The 22,282-nt window shown below is 39.6% G+C and carries 29 protein-coding genes; 10 read left to right on the top strand and 19 right to left on the bottom strand.

Features of this window, described 5'->3' with window-relative positions; translation table 11 throughout:
* Window positions 1-57: 57 nt before the first annotated feature.
* Both G6R02_RS00750 and G6R02_RS00745 read left to right on the top strand, forming a co-directional pair.
* Window positions 58-375 (top strand): DUF485 domain-containing protein, encoded by a 318-nt coding sequence (locus tag G6R02_RS00750; RefSeq protein WP_164667332.1) that lies wholly within the window; start codon window positions 58-60, stop codon window positions 373-375.
* Window positions 372-1,910, top strand: coding sequence for a solute symporter family protein (locus G6R02_RS00745; RefSeq protein WP_164667331.1), 1,539 nt, complete (start codon window positions 372-374; stop codon window positions 1,908-1,910). Before G6R02_RS00750 ends, G6R02_RS00745 begins: the two co-directional genes overlap by 4 nt.
* Before the next feature lie 302 nt (window positions 1,911-2,212).
* Here G6R02_RS00745 and G6R02_RS00740 read toward each other — a convergent pair whose 3' ends face one another.
* From G6R02_RS00740 to G6R02_RS00695, 10 genes are all read right to left on the bottom strand, one after another.
* Complete coding sequence (locus tag G6R02_RS00740) at window positions 2,213-2,770, bottom strand: DEAD/DEAH box helicase family protein (protein WP_164667330.1); 558 nt, start codon at window positions 2,768-2,770, stop codon at window positions 2,213-2,215.
* 19 nt (window positions 2,771-2,789) lie between these two features.
* A complete protein-coding gene (locus G6R02_RS00735; protein ID WP_164667329.1) occupies window positions 2,790-3,590 on the bottom strand; it encodes an alpha/beta fold hydrolase in 801 nt (266 codons plus the stop codon).
* A gap of 35 nt (window positions 3,591-3,625) precedes the next feature.
* The gene (locus G6R02_RS00730; protein WP_164667328.1) at window positions 3,626-4,171 is read right to left on the bottom strand and encodes a class I SAM-dependent methyltransferase; all 546 of its coding nucleotides are present in this window, start codon (window positions 4,169-4,171) and stop codon (window positions 3,626-3,628) included.
* A gap of 27 nt (window positions 4,172-4,198) precedes the next feature.
* Window positions 4,199-5,149, bottom strand: a complete 951-nt coding sequence (locus tag G6R02_RS00725) for an ABC transporter permease (RefSeq protein ID WP_164667327.1) — start codon at window positions 5,147-5,149, stop codon at window positions 4,199-4,201.
* The gene (locus tag G6R02_RS00720) at window positions 5,149-6,069 is read right to left on the bottom strand and encodes an ABC transporter ATP-binding protein (RefSeq protein WP_164667326.1); all 921 of its coding nucleotides are present in this window, start codon (window positions 6,067-6,069) and stop codon (window positions 5,149-5,151) included. Before G6R02_RS00720 ends, G6R02_RS00725 begins: the two co-directional genes overlap by 1 nt.
* Before the next feature lie 20 nt (window positions 6,070-6,089).
* Window positions 6,090-6,287: a helix-turn-helix transcriptional regulator gene (locus tag G6R02_RS00715; RefSeq protein ID WP_164667325.1), complete on the bottom strand. Its 198-nt coding sequence runs from the start codon at window positions 6,285-6,287 to the stop codon at window positions 6,090-6,092.
* The gene (locus G6R02_RS00710; protein WP_164667324.1) at window positions 6,274-6,813 is read right to left on the bottom strand and encodes a DUF6773 family protein; all 540 of its coding nucleotides are present in this window, start codon (window positions 6,811-6,813) and stop codon (window positions 6,274-6,276) included. The genes G6R02_RS00715 and G6R02_RS00710 overlap by 14 nt, the downstream gene beginning before the upstream one ends.
* A gap of 141 nt (window positions 6,814-6,954) precedes the next feature.
* Window positions 6,955-7,890 carry a superoxide dismutase gene (locus G6R02_RS00705; RefSeq protein ID WP_164667323.1) on the bottom strand — a complete coding sequence of 312 codons (936 nt, stop codon included), beginning with the start codon at window positions 7,888-7,890 and terminating at the stop codon, window positions 6,955-6,957.
* A 131-nt stretch (window positions 7,891-8,021) separates the two neighbouring features.
* Window positions 8,022-9,152 (bottom strand): hypothetical protein, encoded by a 1,131-nt coding sequence (locus tag G6R02_RS00700; protein WP_164667322.1) that lies wholly within the window; start codon window positions 9,150-9,152, stop codon window positions 8,022-8,024.
* A gap of 215 nt (window positions 9,153-9,367) precedes the next feature.
* Window positions 9,368-9,982, bottom strand: a complete 615-nt coding sequence (locus G6R02_RS00695) for a PH domain-containing protein (RefSeq protein WP_164667321.1) — start codon at window positions 9,980-9,982, stop codon at window positions 9,368-9,370.
* Window positions 9,983-10,149: 167 nt separating this feature from the next.
* On the opposite strand from G6R02_RS00695, the gene G6R02_RS00690 reads away from it, so the two are divergent.
* The 3 genes from G6R02_RS00690 to G6R02_RS00680 are packed head-to-tail and all read left to right on the top strand — an operon-like array spanning window position 10,150 to window position 12,532.
* Entirely contained in the window at window positions 10,150-10,698 is a 549-nt protein-coding gene (locus G6R02_RS00690) for a sigma-70 family RNA polymerase sigma factor (RefSeq protein WP_164667320.1), read from the top strand.
* Complete coding sequence (locus tag G6R02_RS00685) at window positions 10,691-11,329, top strand: hypothetical protein (protein WP_164667319.1); 639 nt, start codon at window positions 10,691-10,693, stop codon at window positions 11,327-11,329. Before G6R02_RS00690 ends, G6R02_RS00685 begins: the two co-directional genes overlap by 8 nt.
* Window positions 11,330-11,353: 24 nt before the next feature.
* Window positions 11,354-12,532, top strand: a complete 1,179-nt coding sequence (locus G6R02_RS00680) for a D-alanyl-D-alanine carboxypeptidase family protein (protein ID WP_205520027.1) — start codon at window positions 11,354-11,356, stop codon at window positions 12,530-12,532.
* Between the two features lie 303 nt (window positions 12,533-12,835).
* Here the strand turns inward: G6R02_RS00680 and G6R02_RS00675 are convergent, their stop codons facing one another.
* The 8 genes from G6R02_RS00675 to G6R02_RS20305 form a co-directional block, all read right to left on the bottom strand.
* Window positions 12,836-13,177 (bottom strand): hypothetical protein, encoded by a 342-nt coding sequence (locus G6R02_RS00675; RefSeq protein WP_246202480.1) that lies wholly within the window; start codon window positions 13,175-13,177, stop codon window positions 12,836-12,838.
* Window positions 13,178-13,212: 35 nt separating this feature from the next.
* Complete coding sequence (locus tag G6R02_RS00670) at window positions 13,213-13,554, bottom strand: ATPase (protein WP_164667318.1); 342 nt, start codon at window positions 13,552-13,554, stop codon at window positions 13,213-13,215.
* A 389-nt stretch (window positions 13,555-13,943) separates the two neighbouring features.
* Window positions 13,944-14,762, bottom strand: coding sequence for a type II pantothenate kinase (gene coaW / locus G6R02_RS00665; RefSeq protein WP_164667317.1), 819 nt, complete (start codon window positions 14,760-14,762; stop codon window positions 13,944-13,946).
* A gap of 33 nt (window positions 14,763-14,795) precedes the next feature.
* Window positions 14,796-15,047, bottom strand: a complete 252-nt coding sequence (locus G6R02_RS00660) for a DUF4181 domain-containing protein (RefSeq protein ID WP_164667316.1) — start codon at window positions 15,045-15,047, stop codon at window positions 14,796-14,798.
* Window positions 15,004-15,186: a DUF4181 domain-containing protein gene (locus tag G6R02_RS20400; protein WP_425509056.1), complete on the bottom strand. Its 183-nt coding sequence runs from the start codon at window positions 15,184-15,186 to the stop codon at window positions 15,004-15,006. Before G6R02_RS20400 ends, G6R02_RS00660 begins: the two co-directional genes overlap by 44 nt.
* Before the next feature lie 293 nt (window positions 15,187-15,479).
* On the bottom strand, window positions 15,480-15,839 hold the full coding sequence (locus G6R02_RS00650) for a DUF4181 domain-containing protein (RefSeq protein ID WP_164667314.1): 360 nt from the start codon (window positions 15,837-15,839) through the stop codon (window positions 15,480-15,482).
* Between the two features lie 26 nt (window positions 15,840-15,865).
* Window positions 15,866-16,894: a C45 family autoproteolytic acyltransferase/hydrolase gene (locus tag G6R02_RS00645; RefSeq protein WP_164667313.1), complete on the bottom strand. Its 1,029-nt coding sequence runs from the start codon at window positions 16,892-16,894 to the stop codon at window positions 15,866-15,868.
* A gap of 114 nt (window positions 16,895-17,008) precedes the next feature.
* Complete coding sequence (locus tag G6R02_RS20305; protein ID WP_343032889.1) at window positions 17,009-17,206, bottom strand: transposase; 198 nt, start codon at window positions 17,204-17,206, stop codon at window positions 17,009-17,011.
* 615 nt (window positions 17,207-17,821) lie between these two features.
* Here G6R02_RS20305 and G6R02_RS00635 point away from each other — a divergent pair.
* From G6R02_RS00635 to G6R02_RS20300, 5 genes are all read left to right on the top strand, one after another.
* Entirely contained in the window at window positions 17,822-18,016 is a 195-nt protein-coding gene (locus G6R02_RS00635; protein WP_164667312.1) for a hypothetical protein, read from the top strand.
* Entirely contained in the window at window positions 18,000-19,343 is a 1,344-nt protein-coding gene (locus tag G6R02_RS00630; RefSeq protein WP_164667311.1) for an RNA-guided endonuclease InsQ/TnpB family protein, read from the top strand. The genes G6R02_RS00635 and G6R02_RS00630 overlap by 17 nt, the downstream gene beginning before the upstream one ends.
* A 421-nt stretch (window positions 19,344-19,764) precedes the next feature.
* On the top strand, window positions 19,765-20,337 hold the full coding sequence (locus G6R02_RS00625; RefSeq protein ID WP_164667310.1) for a Maf family protein: 573 nt from the start codon (window positions 19,765-19,767) through the stop codon (window positions 20,335-20,337).
* Between the two features lie 150 nt (window positions 20,338-20,487).
* Window positions 20,488-21,534, top strand: a complete 1,047-nt coding sequence (locus G6R02_RS00620) for a lysine N(6)-hydroxylase/L-ornithine N(5)-oxygenase family protein (protein WP_343032888.1) — start codon at window positions 20,488-20,490, stop codon at window positions 21,532-21,534.
* Between the two features lie 27 nt (window positions 21,535-21,561).
* Window positions 21,562-21,801 (top strand): hypothetical protein, encoded by a 240-nt coding sequence (locus G6R02_RS20300; RefSeq protein ID WP_343032887.1) that lies wholly within the window; start codon window positions 21,562-21,564, stop codon window positions 21,799-21,801.
* A gap of 218 nt (window positions 21,802-22,019) precedes the next feature.
* Here the strand turns inward: G6R02_RS20300 and G6R02_RS00615 are convergent, their stop codons facing one another.
* On the bottom strand, window positions 22,020-22,253 hold the full coding sequence (locus G6R02_RS00615) for a hypothetical protein (protein WP_164667309.1): 234 nt from the start codon (window positions 22,251-22,253) through the stop codon (window positions 22,020-22,022).
* Window positions 22,254-22,282: the final 29 nt, after the last annotated feature.

Below are 22,282 nucleotides of genomic sequence, written 5' to 3'. Positions count from 1 at the left end.
TCGGGTTATTTCGGAGGGGCATGGACCCCCTCCCCCAAATTTTTAAGGAGGCTACGTATGAGTAAGATTAATTATGAAAAAGTGGTAGAAAGCAACAAGTTTAAACAGTTTATGGACGACAAGAAAAAGTTCATTATACCATTAACAATCTTTTTCCTGATCTTTTATTTCCTGTTGCCTATTTTCACATCATATACAACATTCCTGAATACACCAGCTATTGGTGATATTTCCTGGGTTTGGATTTTTGCCTTTGCCCAATTTGTCATGACTTGGGTACTGTGTACGATATATGTAAAAAAAGCAGCAACATTTGATGAACAGGCAGAAGAAATCATTACAGAACAGATTAAGGATGGAGGGAAAGCATCATGAGTACAACTGTTGTCGTACTATTCCTTGCAATTGTCGCCTTAACACTTGCCATTACGTACTGGGCATCCAAAAAAACCCAGACAACCGGAGATTTCTACACTGCAGGTGGTGGATTAACCGGGGTCCAAAATGGTGTAGCCATATCCGGTGACTATTTATCGGCAGCATCTTTCCTTGGTATTGCCGGATCGATTGCGCTTTACGGATTCGATGGTTTCTTTTACAGTATCGGGTTCCTGATCGCGTATCTGGTTGTTATGTTTCTAGTTGCAGAACCTTTAAGAAACCTTGGTAAATACACACTTGCGGATATGATTAATGCTCGTTTCGATGCAAAAAAAGTCAGAGGAGCCGCAGCATTAAGCACCATCACAATCTCGATATTTTATATGATTGCGCAGCTTGTTGGCGCAGGTGCACTTATACAGCTGTTATTTGATATTCCATACTGGATAGCAGTTCTGATTGTTGGTGTAATGATGACGATTTATGTACTGTTCGGTGGAATGATTGCCACCAGCTGGGTTCAAATTGTCAAAGCTGTACTGCTTATGGCTGGGATGGTTATCATTTCATTCCTTGTTTTAATGAAGTTTAACTTTAATATCATGGAAATGTTCAATGAAGTTAAAACAGCAACAAGTCATGGGGCGGATTATTTGAAACCGGGTCTGAAGTACACCGAGCCGCTGGGAACACTTTCTCTGATGCTTGCACTTGTACTAGGAACCGCCGGGCTGCCACACATCCTGATGCGCTTCTTTACAGTTAAAGATGCCAAGACAGCGAGAAAGTCAGTTATTTCAGCAACATGGATTATCGGTATTTTTTACGTATTAACATTATTTCTGGGATTCGGGGCAGCAGCATTCGTTGGTGAACAAAATATCCTTGCAGCAAACCCAGGCGGCAATATGGCAGCACCACTGCTGGCAGAGGCATTAGGCGGAGAATTCTTATTCGCGTTCATTTCTGCGGTTGCATTCGCCACTATTCTGGCAGTTGTTGCAGGTCTTGTATTATCAGGTGCATCAGCATTTGCGCATGACTTATACGGTCAAATCATTAAAAAAGGAAAAGCATCTGATCAGCAGCAAATGAAAGCAGCAAAATACGCAGCATTGGGTGTATCTGTACTTGCAATTCTCTTTGCATTGTTTGCTCAATACCTGAACGTGGCATTCCTTGTCTCTTTGGCCTTTTGTATTGCGGCAAGTGCCAACCTTCCAGTTATTCTTTATACGGTATACTGGAAGCGGTTCAATACAACTGGGGCTATTACAGCGATTATGGTTGGGTTATTCTCCGCATTAATCCTTGTATCAATGAGTCCTAGTGTGTTCTCACCTGTAGAAGGTGCAGCACTGTTTACCGGGGAACCAATTTTCCCGCTCAGCAACCCTGCACTGGTATCTGTACCATTAGGATTCCTGGGTGGTTATCTGGGTACAGTTCTATCCAGCGAGTCGGATGTGAAACGTTATGCGGAAGTTAAAGTAAGAGCTAATACAGGTTTTCGGGAAACAGGAAGCTAATTGACTGTTTTTCAAATCAAAAGCAGCATCCCAATGAATGGTATGCTGCTTTTTTTCTTGCGTTTGTTTGGAGGGAATTTTTATGCGGACATTTATTCCTTTATTTGTGCCAAAAACAGGTTTTTTATAAAGTTCACGGACATTTTTTCCGTTATTGATCAAAATCAGTGGTGTTTTGCTGTTAAATTCCTTCGATAACGGAACGTATGTCCCCTCAAGCAATAAAAAAGTGACTTTTTATTAAAATTAAGGAAAATATGTCCTCCAAAATCGAAAACATACGAGGTTCAACTAGTTTTGATTTACAAACTGAAATGCCTCTTAATGCGCTTTGCCGTTTCAGCAGCACTCAAATGCGTATTGTTGATGCGAAGATAATTCTTCTGCGTAATTTCCCCTTCAACAGAATTTAACCGTTCGGTACCCAATGTCCCTAGCAGGTCTTTTTCGGATTGTTCAATATTTCGCTTTGTGGGTTTGTTCTCCAATCTGTTCGGTGTTTTATTCCGTTTAAGCCTTTCTTCGACATCCGCCTCGAGTTCCACCAGGTAAACTTCGCCGCCTTGGGAGCTGAAAATTCCGCACATCTTTTCGACTTCTTCCCAATCTTCTTTCCGGTTAAATGCCCATACGAAAGTAAATATCATTCCCGGCAATTCACTATTGGCAACCGATTTAAAGATTTCCTGCCGAAACATGGTTGATAACCGCCACATTTCAGGGCTGAATCCGAAAAGCGGCTCCAGTAGATCAATGGTCATATGGTTATGTAACAACTTCAAATCAGTTATTTTTGCCAACTCCTGCCCAACAGTCATTTTTCCGACAGCCTGTGGACCAAACAATAATATAAACTTCATCTATCATTCTCCGTTTCTGTTAGTCTTTCTGTTTATGAATCCAGTCCTTTATATTCTCAGACACTTCCCCCGGGGCATCATGATAAATATTATGGGTCGTATCCGGGATAATCCGAACCTCAGCATCAGGCGTGTTCTTTACAAAGGCATCAGATTCTTTTTGCCGGAAACTTTCCATTTCTTCCGGAAGCGTACTCCTCAGCAGTAATACCGGACTGGAAACCTGTGAAAAAATATCCATCGTCGGTTCGGCATAAATTCCTTTAATAACTGCTTTTGCTGCTGTAATCGGTAAAGCCAGGCGGATTTCTCCATTAATTTCTTTCACTTGTGACCGTGACCCTGCCTCAAGCGCTTTGTTCCACCTTGGCATCTCACTTTTCTCAGATTCTATGAAATCTTCCCACGAAGAAAAACGGATACTATTGTGGAACTCCTCAATATTCTTAAGCTCATCCTCCAGTGAATTACCGTCTCCCACCTGTATGTATCCGCCGTCAAGCAGAATTATTCCCTTGACCAACTCCGGATATGCCTTGGCAACATATAAAGCAAGATGCGCACCCCAGGAATGACCAACAAGGAAAATATTCTGTTTACCCAGGTTTTTGATTTCCAGTCCAAGTTTTTCAGCCATGCTTGTTGGCAGATAATCACTATCTTCCGGATAAGGATGGTCATTGTCCACCAAGTCCAAAGCTACGACATGATATTCTGGTAAATACTCCGCCAATTCGCCGAAGTTCTGACCAGTGCTACCCATTCCATGTAAAAAAAGAAGTGTGATATTTTCCCGCGTTCCCCATTCATATTTTCTCATTTCGCTTCGCCCTTCGATAAATTATTATTCTTACATTATCCTTTAATAGCGTCTAAAATCAAGGATGGAAACCTGACCACAGCCCCCTGATTTCTGGGATCAACTTCTTTGGAGCGGAAAATGACTCCATCCTGTTGATCCCAATCAATATAATGGAAGCAGCCATTTTCATCGCAGTATTCCAGCAGGTTCACTTCAAATCCGGCATTCTCAAAGAGATTCGTTAATGTGTTATAGTTATATACAATTTTATGACTGGCAGCCGGATGATCTATTGGCCCCGGACCACCGATTTGGATTGTATTTTGATAGTCTTCATCCGGAAAATATCCATCCGGCACAGCGCAGCGGATATAGCCATCCTGTTTTAAATATTTATGGCAGCGCCTTGCCGCTTCCAACCCTTCATCATAAGTAAGGTGCTCCCAAACATGTTCTGCCAAAATAACTGAAATAGAATTTTCTTTAAACCGATTTTGCCAAGTTTTTTCGTTAAGCAAATCCAACTCATCATCGTTTGTATGCACCCAGCCAGGGTTGTTATTATAATCGCCGGCACCGACAACGATTTTTGTTTCCATTCGAAACCCCCTCAACCTTTTCTAAAATCAAATACTGACATCCCGCTTTTTAAAGATAATAAAGGACAGTGACAAAAACAGCGCCAGGTAAACAACAAGCATAATAATCGAAAATTGCAATGTCATCCCTTCAACCATTGGACCGCCCTCAAAATACAAATTCAGATTCGTGTTGGCGAACAGTGAATATTTTGCCCAGTCGGTAAGTACTGCAAGGATATTTGTTGCCATGGAGCCAATAAACAAAAGCACGATCGAAACAGCAATCGCAATTGCCTCACTTCTGAAAATACTCGAGATCATAAAGGCAAGTGCTGTTAGCATTAAGAGGGTAACACTGCTCGATAAATAACTTACTCCCAAGTACAGTGTGCGTGACCATTCGTATACTTCACCGCCGCTTGCTGATATATGGGTCGCCGCTCCATCAAATCCAAATAATAGTCCTCCGACCGAAAACGAACATACAAAAAGCAGAAGCAGCAGGAACAGCCCAAAAAGAATTACGGTTACAAATTTAGCTGCAAGTAATTGAACTCTCGATGCTGATCGGACAAGGAGCAATTTAATTGTGCCATTTTTGAATTCATGTGAAATGATGGATGCCCCAACGATAATAACAAATGCACCGATAAGATCCACCAAAGCCACATTGGTATCCATATAGGTCCAGGCATTTTCTTTTTCATACGGGGAAATACCATTTTCCATTCTGTAATCATTAATAGCCTGCTGATTGATTGCATGGCTCTCTATATAATGATTGTTCGTTTCCTTTTCCTGTTTAGCTAACTCTTTATTTTCCTGCGTTAGCTCGGCCCGCCATTGTTCCTCTCCGGGCAACTGCTCATTCTGCTGATTGTAAAAAGTAAAAGCCGCAGTAACTGCAATCCCCAATATTACCAACCCGCACATAACATATGTACTTGTTTTATTGAATAACTTCATCCATTCATTACGAATTAATTTAAAAAACATTAGGATGCACCCCCACTTGTCACTTCAAAAAAGCGTTCTTCCAGTGACTGTTTTTCCAAAATAGATTGATAGACAATGACATTATTACCAATTAAAAATGTGATTACTTCTCCTATTTGTTCTTTTGTGGCCAGTAGACGCAGATAATCGTCCTGAATTTCCATTTCGATGGCAGGGAATTTATCAGCAATGAGTTCTTTTGCCCTGCCAGCATCGTTAGTTTCAAGCATGAAATGGCTCGCACTAAGCGCTTTTTCGGATTCTTCTTTCACGTTTTCGACTTTGGCAATTTTGCCTTCCTGAATAATAGCGAAACGGTCACAGATGAGTTCAATCTCAGACAGCAAATGACTGGAGATCAAAATAGCGACATTCTCTTCTTTTGCCACTCTCCGCAGATAATCCCGCATTTCCTTAACACCGGCCGGATCCAATCCATTTGTCGGCTCGTCAAGAATCAACACATCTGGATTGTGCAGCATTGCCTGGGCAATCCCCAGCCGCTGCTTCATACCAAGTGAAAACTTACGCACCTTCTCATTCTTTACGTGTGACAGTCGGACAAGCTCCAAACGCTTTTGGATGTCTTCCTTTGTGACATTATTGCTCATACGTCCAAAGTGAATCAGATTTTTTTCAGCGGTCAGGTACTTGTACATTTCCGGATTTTCCACAATTGTGCCTACATGGCCAATTGCCTTTTTAAAATCCTTCACAATACTTTGCCCGCTGATGGTAATGTCACCTTTCGTTACATTCGTCAGCCCGACAATCATGCGGATCGTCGTTGTTTTCCCTGCCCCGTTTGGACCAAGAAACCCGAAGATTTCACCCGGATAGACATCGAATGAAACATCGTCGATAATATGATGTTTACCTATTTTTTTGTGGACATTTTTTAAAGATAATACAGGTTCCACTTTCAAACTCCCCCTCGTTGTTAATTTTCATCCCAAAATAATTCATCCAGCGTTTTATCTAATGCTTTGCAAATGGCCTTGCACAGGCTCAGCGTCGGATTATATTTGCCGAGTTCAATCAGCCCAATCGTCTGTCTGGATACACCTACCTTTTTTGCCAGTTCCTCCTGCGATAAATCGTGTTCGACCCGGGCCATTTTCATCTTAATGTTTTTCATCGGAGTCACCATCGTCATCCATGTCATCAAGCTGCTTTTTCACGGCTTTGTCGCTTTTTTTCTTCATAAATGAATGACCAATAATAATTACCAATACAAAAAACGGCACATACATCATGAGGCAAGTGAAAAAGACAAGGAAAAAGTTGTAGATGGTGTTCCCGGTTCCTTCGCCATACAGAATGGCACTTTGCGTTGCAATTCCCAGTGCAAGCACGACTCCTATTACCATTCCAATAATCAGGTTTTTCCGCTCCATGGACATTTTACTCGTGCGGTCATGCATTTCCACCTCATCAGAAAAAATCCCTGTTTTTGCAGACCGGTATGAAAAATAAATCCCCTGCGCAAGCAAAATAACCATCTCCGTATATACCCTGTCAGTCCCAATACCATACACATATATTTTTATTGCAGCGGACACTGCACAGATGATAATTACAAGGATGTAGATTTCCTTGTATATTTTATTTTGCAGATTAATAATCCGCTCGTCTCTCACTTTATTCTTACGGAAAAGATTCATATAAGTTTCCTCCATTTGTTCTTATATGCATAGTATATACATATCAACGTCATTTTGCAATATATATATTGCATTTTAAATAAAATACATGACAAAAGCTGCATTCCCCAAAGAAGAATGCAGCTTTTACAAGAGTTATAATTAATATGGGTGCCACCTGACTTTTTGAGCCTCCTCATAACGCCTGTTGACACTGTCCCAGTCAACGACATTCCACCAGGCGTTAATATAGTCGGTGCGGTTATTGTGATATTGCAAATAATAAGCGTGTTCCCAGACATCCAGTACCAGCAAAGGAATCATATCCTGCTGGGAAAGGTTTTGATGCTTCTCAGCCTGCAGTATTTCGGTACGCCATGAACGTGGTGACCATACAAGCATTGCCCAGCCGACACTTTGCACTTTTTCAGCCGCACTGGTGAAATGTTTTTTAAACGCATCAAAGCCACCAAATGTGCGTTTAATCTCCTTCATAATTGGTCCACGCGGTTTACCGCCTCCATCGGGCTTCATATTATCCCAAAAAATAGTATGAAGATAATGCCCTGCTCCGTTAAATGCCGCTTCAACTTCCCAATGCCTGATCAATGAAAAATCGCCTGTTTTTCTGGCCTGCTGCATTTCCTTCTCGGCCTTATTCAATCCATCCACATAACCTTTATGGTGTTTGTCATGATGCAGGCGCATAATTTCGGCACTGATATATGGCTCCAAAGCATCATATTCATATGGAAGCGGCGGTAGCGTATGCTCACCTATTGGAACGCCCCTGTTTTCCTTTCTGTCATCTTCCTGAACTGCAAATTCTTCATCTTCAAGAAAGTGTGTAAACTTTTCCCGCAGCTGATGAGCTTTTTCATTAAGTGACTTCATTGCCTTTAGGCCTATATCGGATTTCCCATTTTGCAGTTGCTGTTCTGCTGATTGACGAAGCTGCCTGAATTGTCCAAGCAATTCATCCATTTCTTCCCCATCACTCCGTCTTATATCAGACCTTGCATTAATTAACCGCTCATAATGCTGACTCCAATCAATTAGTTGATGAAGCCAATTGAACTCTTCTGATTCTGTGTACATGACAACAAATGTCCTCCTTTAAATGGTTAAATATCTCCATCATCAGCTTATGCGGTATAAACCAAATCGGTAACATGTGCTGTCATTTGGAAATCAGCATCATCATATATAACCTGTTAATGATTGTCCAATCAAAAAACATCATCATTATGCTCCATTTCCATGTAGCGCTGATGCTGACGATAACCATACATAATCTTCCGTACTGCATTTTCATCCTCAAGACCGGATCCAATCGCACCTGCAACAGTTGCAACCGATGTAACAAGCCATGTTAATTGAAGATAATGTTTAAAACTCACTTTCTCTTTCAGCCCTACTACTTCTGCAAATAGTTCGGGTGGCACAAAAAAGGCAACCGCTACCAGAAATAAGAGAAACAGCATTACATAATAAACGATAACTGCGGTGCTCAATGTCACAATTGTAGCGGCATTGTACAGCATCCTTAATTTTCGTTTACTTTTGCCTGAAGGTTTTTCCCACAAATTATGTGCAAAAATAATCCAAATAATCATACCCGCTACAGCAGCCAGCATCATTACGATAAATCGCATATAGCCATAAGCCACACTGATGTTCCATAGCGTGGTAAACACCAACCCATAAGCACCTGTGGCAAATGCTATCGCAACAACACTTTTAAATGCCGGAATGATTGTCCACGGGCGATTCGCATAGGACATCCCCGACAATAGCCTTATTCGTCCATGGACTCTTGGCATAACAATAAAATGTACATCAGTATTTTCTTTCTTTTCAATTGGATGGATTTTTCGGATTGGAGATAAACGAAATTCGCTTTTTAGTAGGTGTCTATTATTTTTTTCAGCTATATTATCATTAAGAACCTTGCCATGACCATTGACTCGATAATATAACTCGCTGACCATTTGTATGATCGATTTATCTACCCTTTTTTTCATCGGAAAAGCACCAAATGCCGGGATAGAGACTTGTGCGACACCTTTATCATCGTCCACATGGCCCAGTACCACTTCTTTTTTTGAAAAAATAGGTAAATCTGTCAGACATACTGCATAATTCCAGCCATATTCATATTTTAAATCAGCTGCCCTATTGATGATTTCATCACTTGTTCCAGCAGCACCGGTAAGCTGGTCAGGAACAACCTCCACCTCCCAGCTAATATCGGAATCAATGTTTTCCGAAAACTTTACCGGTAATTTTTTCACTAATTTAGATGCTATCGTTTCCGGCAGTTCAGGAGCAGGAATTAACCCCACTGTTATTGTTTTCAAGTTAAACGACCACCCATGTCTGTATAAAGCTTTTTGAAGATAGTTTCATTTCATAGTGATTTATATTTTCCCGTTTACTGGAAACAAAAACATAAACGAAAGCGGAAGTGACCGTGTAGAGACGTACGAAGGTGAAGGCTGTTGCAGGTGGAGTGGGAGCGTGGCAAAAAATAAAGCTGAACGGTTTTGTAAGCATCGCTCAGCTTTATAAAGTATCAGTTATTAATATATTTCTCAAAAATACCCCCGAAATCTTTCTCATGATACTGTTCACGAACCGATTTCAGCCAGGAAAAACCATATTCGGTCAGCTCTTTGTATTGGTCTGACAGATTTGTATCCGCTGTTCTGGTGTTATGCAGAACGGTTACGGCCTTATCCAGACTTTGCTCGGCTTTATCCAAAATAATTTCGTTTTCGTGCGTTTTTTCAGCAATATAAAGCAGTGCTTTATAGAGATCTTTCAGTTTATCAATCTCGTCTTTATGAACATCAATACTCATTGGTGTATTTCCGAGTGAGAACTTAATTTCAATGTCCATATCAATCCGTCCAGCCGTTTCGAGCAGCACGTTGGAAATTTTGTATTGGGAATATGGATAGCGATATAACGTACGTTTTGATGAAGCAGCATTTTCCCCATCGACGTGAATTAATGCCAGGTTGGTAAAGCAATATTCATCCGACTTTGTCTTGATCAGAAAATAAATTTTTTCATCATCTTCATGTCTGACATAATCATCCGCATCCGTTTTGTCATAATCCTCCGGGCCAATAATTTTACCTATGTCAGATAAACCTAATGCATCTGAAGCTAACTTTTTAAACATTCCGTGGCATCCTCTCTTATTTTAAAATATATTCAGAATTATTATATCATTAAGATCCAAACGATAGAACCCTTGCAAAATTTAAATGAAAATGAAATTTTTCATCGTTTGTATCGTCATATATACAGACGGAACAAACAAACTAAGCGGAAGAAGGATGGTTAGAGTTGGATAGGCTTGTCGAACAATACCAGAACAACCAAATCACCAAGGATCAACTGATTCAGGAATTGATGACTGAATACGGTTCACAGGTCACCAGACTTGCTTATTCCTATGTCAAGGATATTCAGACTGCAGAAAATATATCCCAGGAAGTCTTTATCAAATGCTACAGGAAAATGCATCATCTGAAAAAAGAGTCAGCTGTGAAATCATGGATTTTCCGTATTGCGGTAAATAAGTGCAAAGACCATTTTCGAAATGGATGGATAAAACATCTCCGTCTGAATGTAGACTTTTCACAGTGGCTCACAAGTACGACCCCGTCTCCTGAAACGGAATTTGTAAAAAAGGACCAGCATGACGAACTGACGGAACAAATTCTTTCACTGCCTGTTAAATACCGGGAAGTGATCATCTGTTTTCACTTTCAGGAACTGTCAATCCAGGAAACCAGTGAATTGTTGAATCTGAAGGTACCAACAGTCTCGTCAAGATTAAGAAGAGCTCGTCTAATGTTGAAAGAAAAACTGGAGGGAGACGGAAATGAATAAAAGACTAGATGAATTATCAAAAAAATCCACACTGAACAGGATTAAATTTTCCGAAGAGAGCCGTAATCAGGTGATGCAGCGGATCTCAAAAAAGAATCGAAAACGTTCCATTTCCATCTGGAACAAACGAATATTGAGTGCGGTCACACTGATGTTCTTGTTATTGATTCCGGTATATATTGCTTTTCAGTCAACTGTTGAGGCGCCGAATCAAACTGCTGACAGCCAGAAAGTTACACCCGAAAAGCCGCCACTGGAAAACTTGGAAAATAGCTATGAAAATTTAATCATGCAGGATCCTGAACAATTACGGGTAGTAAATTACGATTCAAAGCAGGAACTGATCAAAGCATTTAGTGAAATTATGAGTCATGACTTAGCCGTACAAAAAGTGGATCGTTTTTTCCGGGAGACGGATGAAGAGTTATTTAAAAATGAAAGTGATGGTCCGGTTACAGTAAATTTTGATAATGCGTATGAGATAACCAAAATCAGTGATAAAAAATACCGTTTAACACAAACCCAGGAGAGCGAACTAACGGGAAAAATTCGATTGACCATTACCTATCAATATCAGGACGACAAGTGGATCATCCAGGACCGCACCGTTGAAAGTTTAGAAAGCAGCTAATCCATTGATAGAGAGGAGGAGATTATGTCATTTAAAAAATTATGTTTGCTGTTTGCCGCAGCCCTTGTTTGTCTGATTTTGGCATCCTGCAGTAATGGCGAACAAACTGCAAGCAATGAGAGCAGCACAAAGCAGGCCAAAGTAGAAAATAATACAGAGTCAGATCAGTCAGACAAGAAGGAGAAAGAATCCGATAACCGGGATGATTCCCCTAAAACGAATGACAAAGGTAAAAGCGGAAATAACAACAATGATAAAGAGGAATCTAAACAAAACAAGCAGTCCGGGAATGACAACAAAGAGAAGCTGCTCCCTGAAGGCATACTTGAGCATGGTGACAGTGGTCCTAAAATAAAAAAATTGCAACAGGCATTAAATAAGATAGGATATTCTTTATCAATTAACAGTGAGTTCGACTGGACGATGGTTTGGGTAGTAAAAGACTTTCAGGCACAGTTGTCAGCACTGGAAACCGATGGTATTTATGGGTCAAAAACGAGAGGATACATTCAAAAAGCTATTAATGGAGACATCGGAATAAATCCAGGAAGCGGTATGGCAAAGAATACCGAACAGAACGACAACGCAAAGAAAAATAAAACAAATAACCAGCAATCCCAGATTGTTTCCGATCCGTCAAGTATTTTAGTACTCGTAAATAAAAATAATCGGCTGCCGGCGGATTACGTCCCTGAAAATCTGGTTGTACCTGATGTCCGCTTTCCGTTTGATGCTGATCTGCCAAAAAGGCAAATGCGCCAGGTTGCAGCAAATGCACTCGAAGATATGTTTCGTGCTGCCGACAAGGATGGAGTTGATCTCTTTGCCCAATCAGGTTACCGTTCCTATGACCGTCAGGAAGCCATCTTTGCTGCAAATGCAAGTGAACACGGCAGGGAAGCCGCTAATCAGTTCAGTGCCCAGGCAGGTGAAAGCGAACACCAGACAGGACTTACTATGGACGTAACGAGTCCCGACATCAATTATCGTTTAATTACGGATTTCGCCAACACGGATGAAGGGCAATGGATAAAGAAACATGCCAGGGAATACGGCTTCATTGTACGCTATCCGAAAGGGAAAACGGAAATAACCGATTATCAATATGAACCGTGGCACCTGCGTTATGTTGGAGGAAAGGCTGCCAATGCAATCGACCGTATGAATATTACGCTTGAGGAATATTTAGGAGCTGCTAAATGACAGAGAAAAGCAATGCAGATTTTATTCAAGTGGGTTAACGGCTAAAACACTTGTAAAAAAATCTAAGGTGATAATGTACCGCTTTAATTAATTTGGCGGATTCTCATTCCGTTATATGCTATAAAAACGTCATATTGTGCATCATTTAGGATCCTCATTCCATTAGTTGCTTTTTTTACCTGTAAATTCATCAATTTCGAAGCGATAGCGGAACTACAATCCGCCTGACCTCTTTTTGTACAGTTCTTTTGTCAATTAGCGGAATGAGAATCCGCATCGTTCTTCTGCCGGACACGCATTCCGTTAGTTGCTCTGCTCCATTTGCTCATGAAATTTTCCTGTTAATTTCTCCCGTTGAAGGTAAAGTGTTACGATCAGAGCTATCTCGCTGACTGCCAGTAATATCAAACCCAATACCAATCCACCAAAGAACAATGCTTCATTCACTCCCCAGGAATAAAGAAACCAGCCAAAAATCGCACAGACTCCCATAAATAGATTAATAACACTCGCGATAAAAGTCTGCGATACAAACAGACCGGTCATTTCAATCACTTTCCAGCCATACAAATAACTGACAGCCAATGAAATAATCATGAATAAAACATATAAGAATATAGCTAAATTACTTCCATCCAGTGTCATAGTAACGTTCCTTTCTATTTATCCTTGTTCCCCAATTAAGCTTCATGTCGTTTCCACATGATATAATTATAGCTGGCCTGCAGTGCAAAAGCGACAACAGATAATACTATTATAATAATTTTTAATGTCCATGAAAATTGCACAAGAAATAATGCAGCAATCAACAATAACAAGCTGACTGGAACTGTCCAAAGGGTACGGACAAACTTTCTCCGATAACTTAATCGAAAATAATTCGCTTTAACTCCCTTGTCTGTTTTTTGTTTATTCCGATTTATTACTGACAAAATAACTGAAAAAATCAGGACGACCAATATTGGAATCAGCAACGTCCATTCGAATGGTGGACTTGGGCGAGATACTGTAAAAACAAACAAGATAATACCTCATTTCCACTATAAAATAATAATTTCCTTCTATTCTATGTATTAAACTTTTAAGATATCTAACTCCAGCAGTATATATTACTGCATTAAGGTTTGTATCAGGAGTACAGCAAAGACAATCATCATAATTATAGATAATAGAAATTGGTTTTTACTCCGCTCACTGCCTTTCCTTAATTCCAAAACAAAAGTGCCAGCAAAATAAATAAAACCTATCCCCATAATGATTTGTATTAATACATGGTCCAACCTAATCACCTTTCTGATTCATTTTATAATCTATTCGTCATATCGTTTATTATTTTCATACCAGGAAGCGATTCCCGCCATAATTCGTATCGGTTTATGTGAAGTCACTGAATCACCCGCCAAGTGTCTTTTCAATCAATTGACAACAGCGCACCGACAGCACCACTATACTCGCCTTTCTGAAGAAATACTGGTGTCTTCCCTATCATTCTCGTATATTCCTCTATAAGTTTTTGCAAAAGTGGATTCGAACGAAAAGATGAACCAATATATACTATCTTTTCTGTATTATATTGTTCTGCCATTTGGATGCTGATAGTGACAATAACTTCTCCAATCAAACCAATGATGGACGCTAATATATCTGCCTTTTCAGGTGAGTTTTCCAACATCGCTTCTGTCTTGCCAAAATTACTTGCTGTCAGATCACCGGATATCGGTGGTAATGTGCCTTCGAAAATATCTTTTACTTTCAGATCCACATTCTCTCTGTCACCATTTCCTGCATGCTGAACTATTTCTTCAAAATTCCTGATACCCGTTGAAAGATAGGCAAGACCAAGCAATGTTCCGCCACCAACACCAGATCCACCAACCCGTTCCTGTTTACCACCGTTTACATGATGAATTGATGTTCCGGTACCAACATTAACAAATAGAAAAGAATCCCCAAGATCATGTTTTTGCTGATCTGCCAGGAACTGAATACCTTTTGTAGTAGCATCAAATTCAATCACTGTTTTTGCTGGAATGTTCAATTTTTCTGCCAGCACTTTACTTTTCCCACCGGTAATGCATACTGCTGGATTATCAAAACTATTGGTAAACCATGTGCAGACCTCATCAATATCACGTGACGGAAATGATTGATAGTTTATGGCTCCATTTTCCTGAGAAGCAACTTTTATAAGTGTTCCACCGGCATCAATACCTATTTTTGTCTGGTTCATTATATATAACCCCCTCGGAAAAATATTGCAATCTTACCACAAATCAAACAGCCCAAAGCCTTCTGACGCCAAGGCAACGCACATGACAACCATTACGAAGACCATTTGAATAATGGTGAATAGATAATCATTCTGTCCTTTTTTATGCTTGAATTCCATTACTGCCCGAACGATTTCCTGTAGAATAAGAAAGAAAAAAGAAATACCCATTAATACCCATGAACCATATTCCATCTGATAGTTAGCTGCGAAAATAATGAAAAAAAACAATTGAAGAAATTGCAAAAGATATCCTCAGAAACCAATCTATTTTCTTATGCGCCTCATTAATATGGTTATCGGAAAACATTTTCTTCCGTTCAACGTAAAGTATTTTTCGTATAATGGTGTTAAAAATAAAGACGACCAGTCCCAGGGTGCCCATCAGGAGAATTAACTTTCCAAAGATATTAGGATCCGATCCATAATTTGGAGGCATATAAAGTTCACTCCCATCCCTTTTGTTTATTTTCCCAGCAGCTGTTTCTTCACCTTGAAATTTTTAAGGGATGTCTGTTCCAGCAACCCATACCTCTTAGCAAGAACTATTGATTTCGGTATTCCCAATTCCCACTATGAACTTTTTTCTATGTTTCAAACAGCCCAAAAAACTCTGATTGATACGTAAAAAACAATACCGCAATTGCGAAAACCATTTGAATGATAGTATACAAATAATCATTTTCCCTTTTTATACTTCCATTCCATAACTGCACGAACTGCTTCTTGAAGTAAAGCTGAAACAACACCAATAGCTAAAAAAATCCATTGATAGTTCTCTATTAAATAGTGATTATGGTAATTGAATAGAAAGATAAAATAAGAAACAATGATAGTAAGTATAGATGCTATCCAAATATACCTGTCGATTTTCTTATGGGATTCATTAACATGGTTCTGTGAAAACAACTTTTTCCGCTCAACACGAAGTATCTTTCGCATAATTGTATTAAATATAAAGAACACCAACAGCAAGGTCGCACCCAGGATGACTAAATTACCCCAAAACTCCGGACCCGGTCCATAGCTTGGATGCATATAAAATTCACTCCCATCCCTTCTGTTTATTCCGCAGCATGACCTTCAATCGTACCCTGTAATCTCTCTTCCGGAACATCTGTCCCAGCAACCCATTCATCAAAATCGATAGCCAGAACCTGTTTGCTTTGGGCGATTGCCGTCAATAACTTGGAATCCTCGTAACGGTAAGCAAATGTATGCAGGGTTCCAAACAGATTTTCATAGTCTGTATAAAAAAGCGGTGATCGTATATCCCGAAAATGATCAAACGCTTCCTGCATTGTCATTTTATTCTCTTTCTTTGTTGCCAAATACGTATTCCGATCAAGGGAGTTATTGATCAATGATCTGTTTTTAAACTGACGTGATTCGTCCTGAAAATGATTAACACACGTTAGAAATGCTTCATCGTGTCGCACCTTAACCTCATTTGGACTTGCCTCCACAACAGCAACTTTCCCGGCTTTATCCCCCAGTGAAAAATTGTAGCAGGCGGCATGCGGAATCTCTTTCAGCATTCTGACTGCCTCAGACACAGATGAACACGTATCGAGGACCATCCGTACTGCTAACCAAGCAGATACCCCTTTCATGTAGCCGTGGTTGCTAACGAAATGAAGTCCAACCACAAGGCCATCCTGATTGACACCGTCATGTCTGCCAATCACCTGAAGATTATATCCCGCCGTGGCAAGAGCTTCCTCAGGCTGAATAAGACTGAAATACCCGTCATACAATGCCGGCGAAAAGTCATAATTACGCACATAATACGTACCTGTCAGCATGGCCGAACAACCCAGTGCTTCAGGTCTTGGCACATCATAGCCGCCAAATAAAGCAGCTGCCCTTGTCCAAGGAACTTGTGCTCCTTCTGCCAAACCTTCCAGTTCATCCAGCAAATGCGGTGCAAACGACTGATAGATTGCTTTCACGTTTTCGGTATCAACTTCCGGCCGGGTAATCGTTTCAAATTTTTCAGGAATTGCTGTACCCATAATCTTTTTTCCGAGATTCAATCCTATATGATACGAACTGTCTCTATTCTGAAATATATTCACTGTGAAATCAGACATCACTACACCTCTAATAAAAAAATGGTTTATCCTTTTAATTCGACAAAATTATTTGGAATTCCTTTATTTGAAAAATAAATCCCCGGACCTTATGTCAGGGGATTCTTTAAACCACTATATTCTTTCCTTCAACATCCTAATTTCATCCTCTTCAAGTTTGGTTACCTCGGCTGTAAACTCAATTGAGAAGCCTTTCTTTAACATCTCTACGGCAACTTCCTTCTTACCTTCTTTTCTTCCTTTTTCCTCATAAGAAATCGTAAGTTCCATTACTTTTTCACCGTCCTCCATTTTGTCTATTTCATCATGCAATTCTTTTTCCTCCTTTTCATTAAGCTTTAGATAACTTTCGATAAAAATGGTAAATTAAGTACTCCTTAGCCGGGTTTAACTGCATTCTAGTCAACATCCGCAGAAATTGCTTAGTGCTATTGTCGGATTCAATGTATTTCCGCCAATTTCTTTTCCGGAGTTCAAGCGTCAGGAAATTAAACGTCAATACATGAAGGAAGGGAAAACTTATCGAGAAGGTGTTTTTTTCATCATGATTGTTATCATAGCTAAAAACTGCAATAGGTATTACTGGTTTCCGATACTTACTATACAGCAAACTGTAATAATCAAACATTCGTTCATGAAAATTGGGTTGAACGTAGCTTTGCGGCTCAACATGAATGATAATTACAGATTCTTCATCTTTAAGCTTCGTTTCAACGACGATATCCAGTCTTCGTGTTTTTCCTTTATAAAGGTCTGTATGGACTTCTTCAGATAAGAGCTTTGTAGCATGATAATCAATATGTTTATGAATGTCGGGGTAATAAAACAGCTTAAATAAAATTATTTAAAATTAACAATTTTCTTGCAGGAAAACTAACCTCCTTTGTCGAATAATGTAAGTATATAAAACACAAGGAGGTTAAAGAAGTGTATACAATGGAAGAAGCATTAAAAATGCTTGGCGTGCACCCTAATACATACGAACAGAAATTAGTTGAAGACATGTTCATTATAGTTGTTTTCAGCAGTCGTTTGTATGGAAGTAGAAGTCATAAACGAAAAAATCTGCAACAGACAGTAAAACAAGCAATTGAGGACAACGAACATGCTTACGTACAATAAAAAGGTTCGGTTGGTTGTTACTAAAGAAAACAGACAGCTGTTAGACTCCCAGTCCAGAATGTGCAATTGGCTGTATAATCAATTACTTGATGCGGTTGAGGAAGACTATCGAGATGGGAACGCGAAGAGGTTACTTTCCGGAAGAAATTTGCGTAATGAGGTACCCAAAATAAAAAAGGAAAACCCATTTTTATATAAAGTCCATTCATCTCCTTTAAAAAATGCGGCATTACGATTAAATGATGCCTACAACCGTTTTTTTGATGAAAAACTGGCCAATCAGAAGCCGAAGTATCGTTCCTGGAAAAAGAAATGGTTTTCGCTGTATTACGATGAGCCTAAGAAAGGGTTCAAATTAGTGAATTCCAATAAACTTTCCCTAACTTTTGGAAGGTTAACAGATGAGGAATTTAAAAATGCAAAGAAAGTAGATAAAAAAGTGAAACAATCTATTCACATCACAGTTGGAATTGTGGAGGAAGTCCAACTCAGCGAAACAGAAGAAATAAAAACGCTTCGCATTACAAAAGACCTGGATTCTTATTATGCCATTTTTACAATAGAAGACAGTAAGGAAATCAAGCAAGTGAATGAACAATCATTTATTGTGTTTGATCCAAATCATAAAAATCTGGCAGTGGGGCTTGGTAGTGATGGGAAGTCATACGAATTGAAATCGATGAATGCTTTACTGAAATATTGGGATAAACGCATTGATGACATTAAATCCAAACGGGACAAATGCGAAAAGTTAAGCAAGCTCGTATGTACTGAAAAGGTCACTTACTTTGAACCGAGCAAACGCTGGAAAAGACTCAATTGTGCTTTAGTGAAAGCTGAATTGAAGCGTCGAGAACAAATGAAGACGTTGTTATTTAGTTATGCACATTATTTTTCAAAGCGTTATGATGCCATTTACATTGGTGACTATACACCATCACCAGATGTTGCGACGTACGGAACGATGCGAAGGGCGATGTTAAATCAAACACCTGTCGGTAAATTTCGCAGTATTTTAAACTGGGTGCAAGCAAAAAATGGCAAGCATTATTATAAAATTGATGAACGTGATACAACGAAAACCTGTTGTGTTTGCGGTCATAAGGAGAAGAAAGAACCATCTATTCGCAGCTTTACATGTGTAAACTGCGGTACAACGCTTTCGCGAGATATCAACAGCACCGTTAATATCGGAAAGAAAGCCAAAAAGCGATTGCCACGCGCGGGCTACGTAGGTGTGGAATCCCCTATGTATACAGTTTGGTGGGATTGTAAACAGGCAAAGATTGCTTGTGGTTTCACTCCATCTGCTGGCCTCGGGAAGTAAATCCGAGGGTTTGAAATAACATTCTTCTTGGTAACAGAGGAGAATACCTTTTGGTGAAATAAGTTTAGATTTGATTAAACTTAGTTAATAAAAGGAGTGCGGAAAAATCCTTCGATGAATTCTTTGAAAAATGTTTGAATCAACTTTTTGAAGAGGAGATCATGTTTAGTATGATCAAAAGTTTCTGATTGTTCACGTACAATAGTGGCTACTTGCATTTAAGTACATCCCTTGAGGTTAATGAAGTGGAATGCCGGGGTGTGGCCCCTAATAATCATTATCCACCAAACAGAGCAATTGTTCCCATTATATTTAAAAATCCGAACAGCAAATTACTTGTCCGACTAAAATAATCCTTAATACCTTACCCTATACTTGCTAAAATTAAGATCACCAAATCATTTCCAAAGGAGATATACATATGAAAAAACTTATCCTGGCATCATCGTCACCACGAAGGCAGGAACTCTTAAACCAGGTCAAGATTCCTTTTACTGTTCGAAAACCGGACGTAGATGAATCACAAATCAACTCAAAAGATCCACTGGAAAAAGTAAAACAATTAGCGATATTGAAAGGAAAAAACACCTCTATTGATCATAATGATGAAGTGATCTTATCCGCTGATACCGTTGTTTCCTATAATCAAATGATATTCGAAAAACCGGAGAATAAGGAAGAAGCTTTGCAAATGATTACCGCATTCAGTGGAAACGAACACGATGTTTTTACCGGTGTGATGATACGTTCCCTTGATAATGAAATTATATTTGTTGAACGTACAAAGGTTGAATTTTGGCCATTATCTAAAGAAGAAATTGATTGGTACATCTCCACAGATGAACCGTACGATAAGGCAGGAGCTTATGGAATCCAAAGTATCGGAGCAATGTTTGTTAAGCAAATTATCGGAGATTACTACACCGTTATGGGATTGCCTATTTCACGTGTGGTCAGGGAACTGAGAAGTTTTTCCGTATACACGGACATATAAATGTTATTGCAACACTCGAGCGCGCAAACCCTGCCTCTTAACCATCATACGGCTTAATGGCGAAATACACATTGACGATTTAACCGAAGCATAATCCCTGAAGACTTGGAGATGATAATGTGAAGATTCATTTGGAGGGAAGTGGAACAAATGCCTGATAAATTGTACGATGTAATCGGGATTGGGATAGGCCCTTATAATCTTGGATTAGCTGCTCTTTTGGACATGACCCATGAACTTGATGGCTTATTTTTTGATAAGACGCCAACGTTTGAATGGCATCCCGGGATGTTAATTGAACGGATGAACTTGACCACCCCCTTTTTAGGAGACCTTGTCACATTCACTGACCCAACAAGCCGGTTCACTTACGTCAACTATTTACATGAACACAATCGTCTGTATCAGTTCTACTTTTTTAACAAGTTTCAGATTCCCCGTCAGGAATATAACCATTACCTGCAGTGGGTTGCCGATCAATTGGAACAGCTCAACTTCGGTTATGAGGTCGTCGATGTGATAGATCATGAAGAAGCCACGGAGCCTCACTATGAGGTGGTCGTGGAAGAAACTTCAACTCAAAAACGATCCTCATACTTCACAAAAAATATAACAATGGCAACTGGCAGCGAACCCTTGGTAATGGATACCATGACAGGACACCCAAAGGAGGATGTTTTACATACAGAACGATACATGTATGAAAAGGAAAACCTAGTTGAATCCCCTCACATTACAATAGTTGGTTCTGGTCAGAGTGCCATCGAGGTCCTCCTGGATCTGTTAACAGAACAGGAAAATAAAGAATTTCAATTGACGTTATTCACCCTTTCCAGCGGCCTATTTCAATTGGAGAAAGCCAAATTTGGCCAGGAGTATTTTTCGCCCGATTTTGTGGATTATTTTCATTCGCTTGGCTTTAATCAGCGCCTTGAAACATTGGAAACATTAGGAACGCTCAGAAATGGGATAAATCCACAAACATTGATGGAATTATACGAAACGCTTTACCATAAAACAACTGGCCAAAAGAAACAGCCGGTAACTATCCAGCCCAATACAGAGGTGAAGCGTATAAGCCGAAACAATGACAAGTATGTGTTGCACTGTCATCAATGGCAAATAGAAAATTCCTTTGACTATGAATCGAATAAGGTTATCCTGGCAACAGGCTATAAACCACATATTCCTGCATGATTCTATGATCGATTCAAGGATAAAATTATGTGGGAAGACGAGGACCATTATAAAGTTACCCGAAATTATCAACTCGTGTTTAATGATCAGCGAGACCACCGTTTTTTCACCATGACCAATTTGGAGCATTCTCATGGTACGGCAGCCACCAACTTGGGGTTGGCTATTCAAAAGAACATTCAAATCATTAACTTGCTTTCCGGAAAGGAAGTATACAAGAACAGACGTGATACCATCTTTCAGCAGTTTACTATGGAAGATGAATAACCTATCCAAAAGCCATTTATGGGGAAACTAAGAAGGAAATGCTTCAGGTTTTTCTTCAAATACGTGATTTCGATATACCTGCCACAACAATCGATCCTGCATTAAAAAGAGTGGCATGGATTCCTTAAATGTTGTTAAGGAATCCATGCCACTTTTCAGCCTTCAGATTCGATTGTAGAGTGAGGCATCTATTTTCACTCTAATTTTAACCGGCATCTTTACCGGTGAATGACATCACTGCTAATGTTAAGATAGTCCTCTTTCACCTTAATATGATATGTAGTGGCAAAGCCGTTTCTTCCGCTTATGCCGCCTCCGGTACTCATCGAATCTGTTTTATAGGTGATGTTGTTTTCATCCAGCCTTGCTTTCGCCTTGTAAAATTGATCAATATTCTGTGTTGAGTACACAATCACCCATTTTTGAAATAAATTTTGGAAGAGGCCCCGCATACACACAATCCCCCTAACATTTGTCGTTA

This window comes from Virgibacillus doumboii (assembly GCF_902806455.1).
GTDB lineage: Bacteria > Bacillota > Bacilli > Bacillales > Amphibacillaceae > Lentibacillus > Lentibacillus doumboii.
This window is presented reverse-complemented; position numbering and strand designations above follow the sequence as displayed.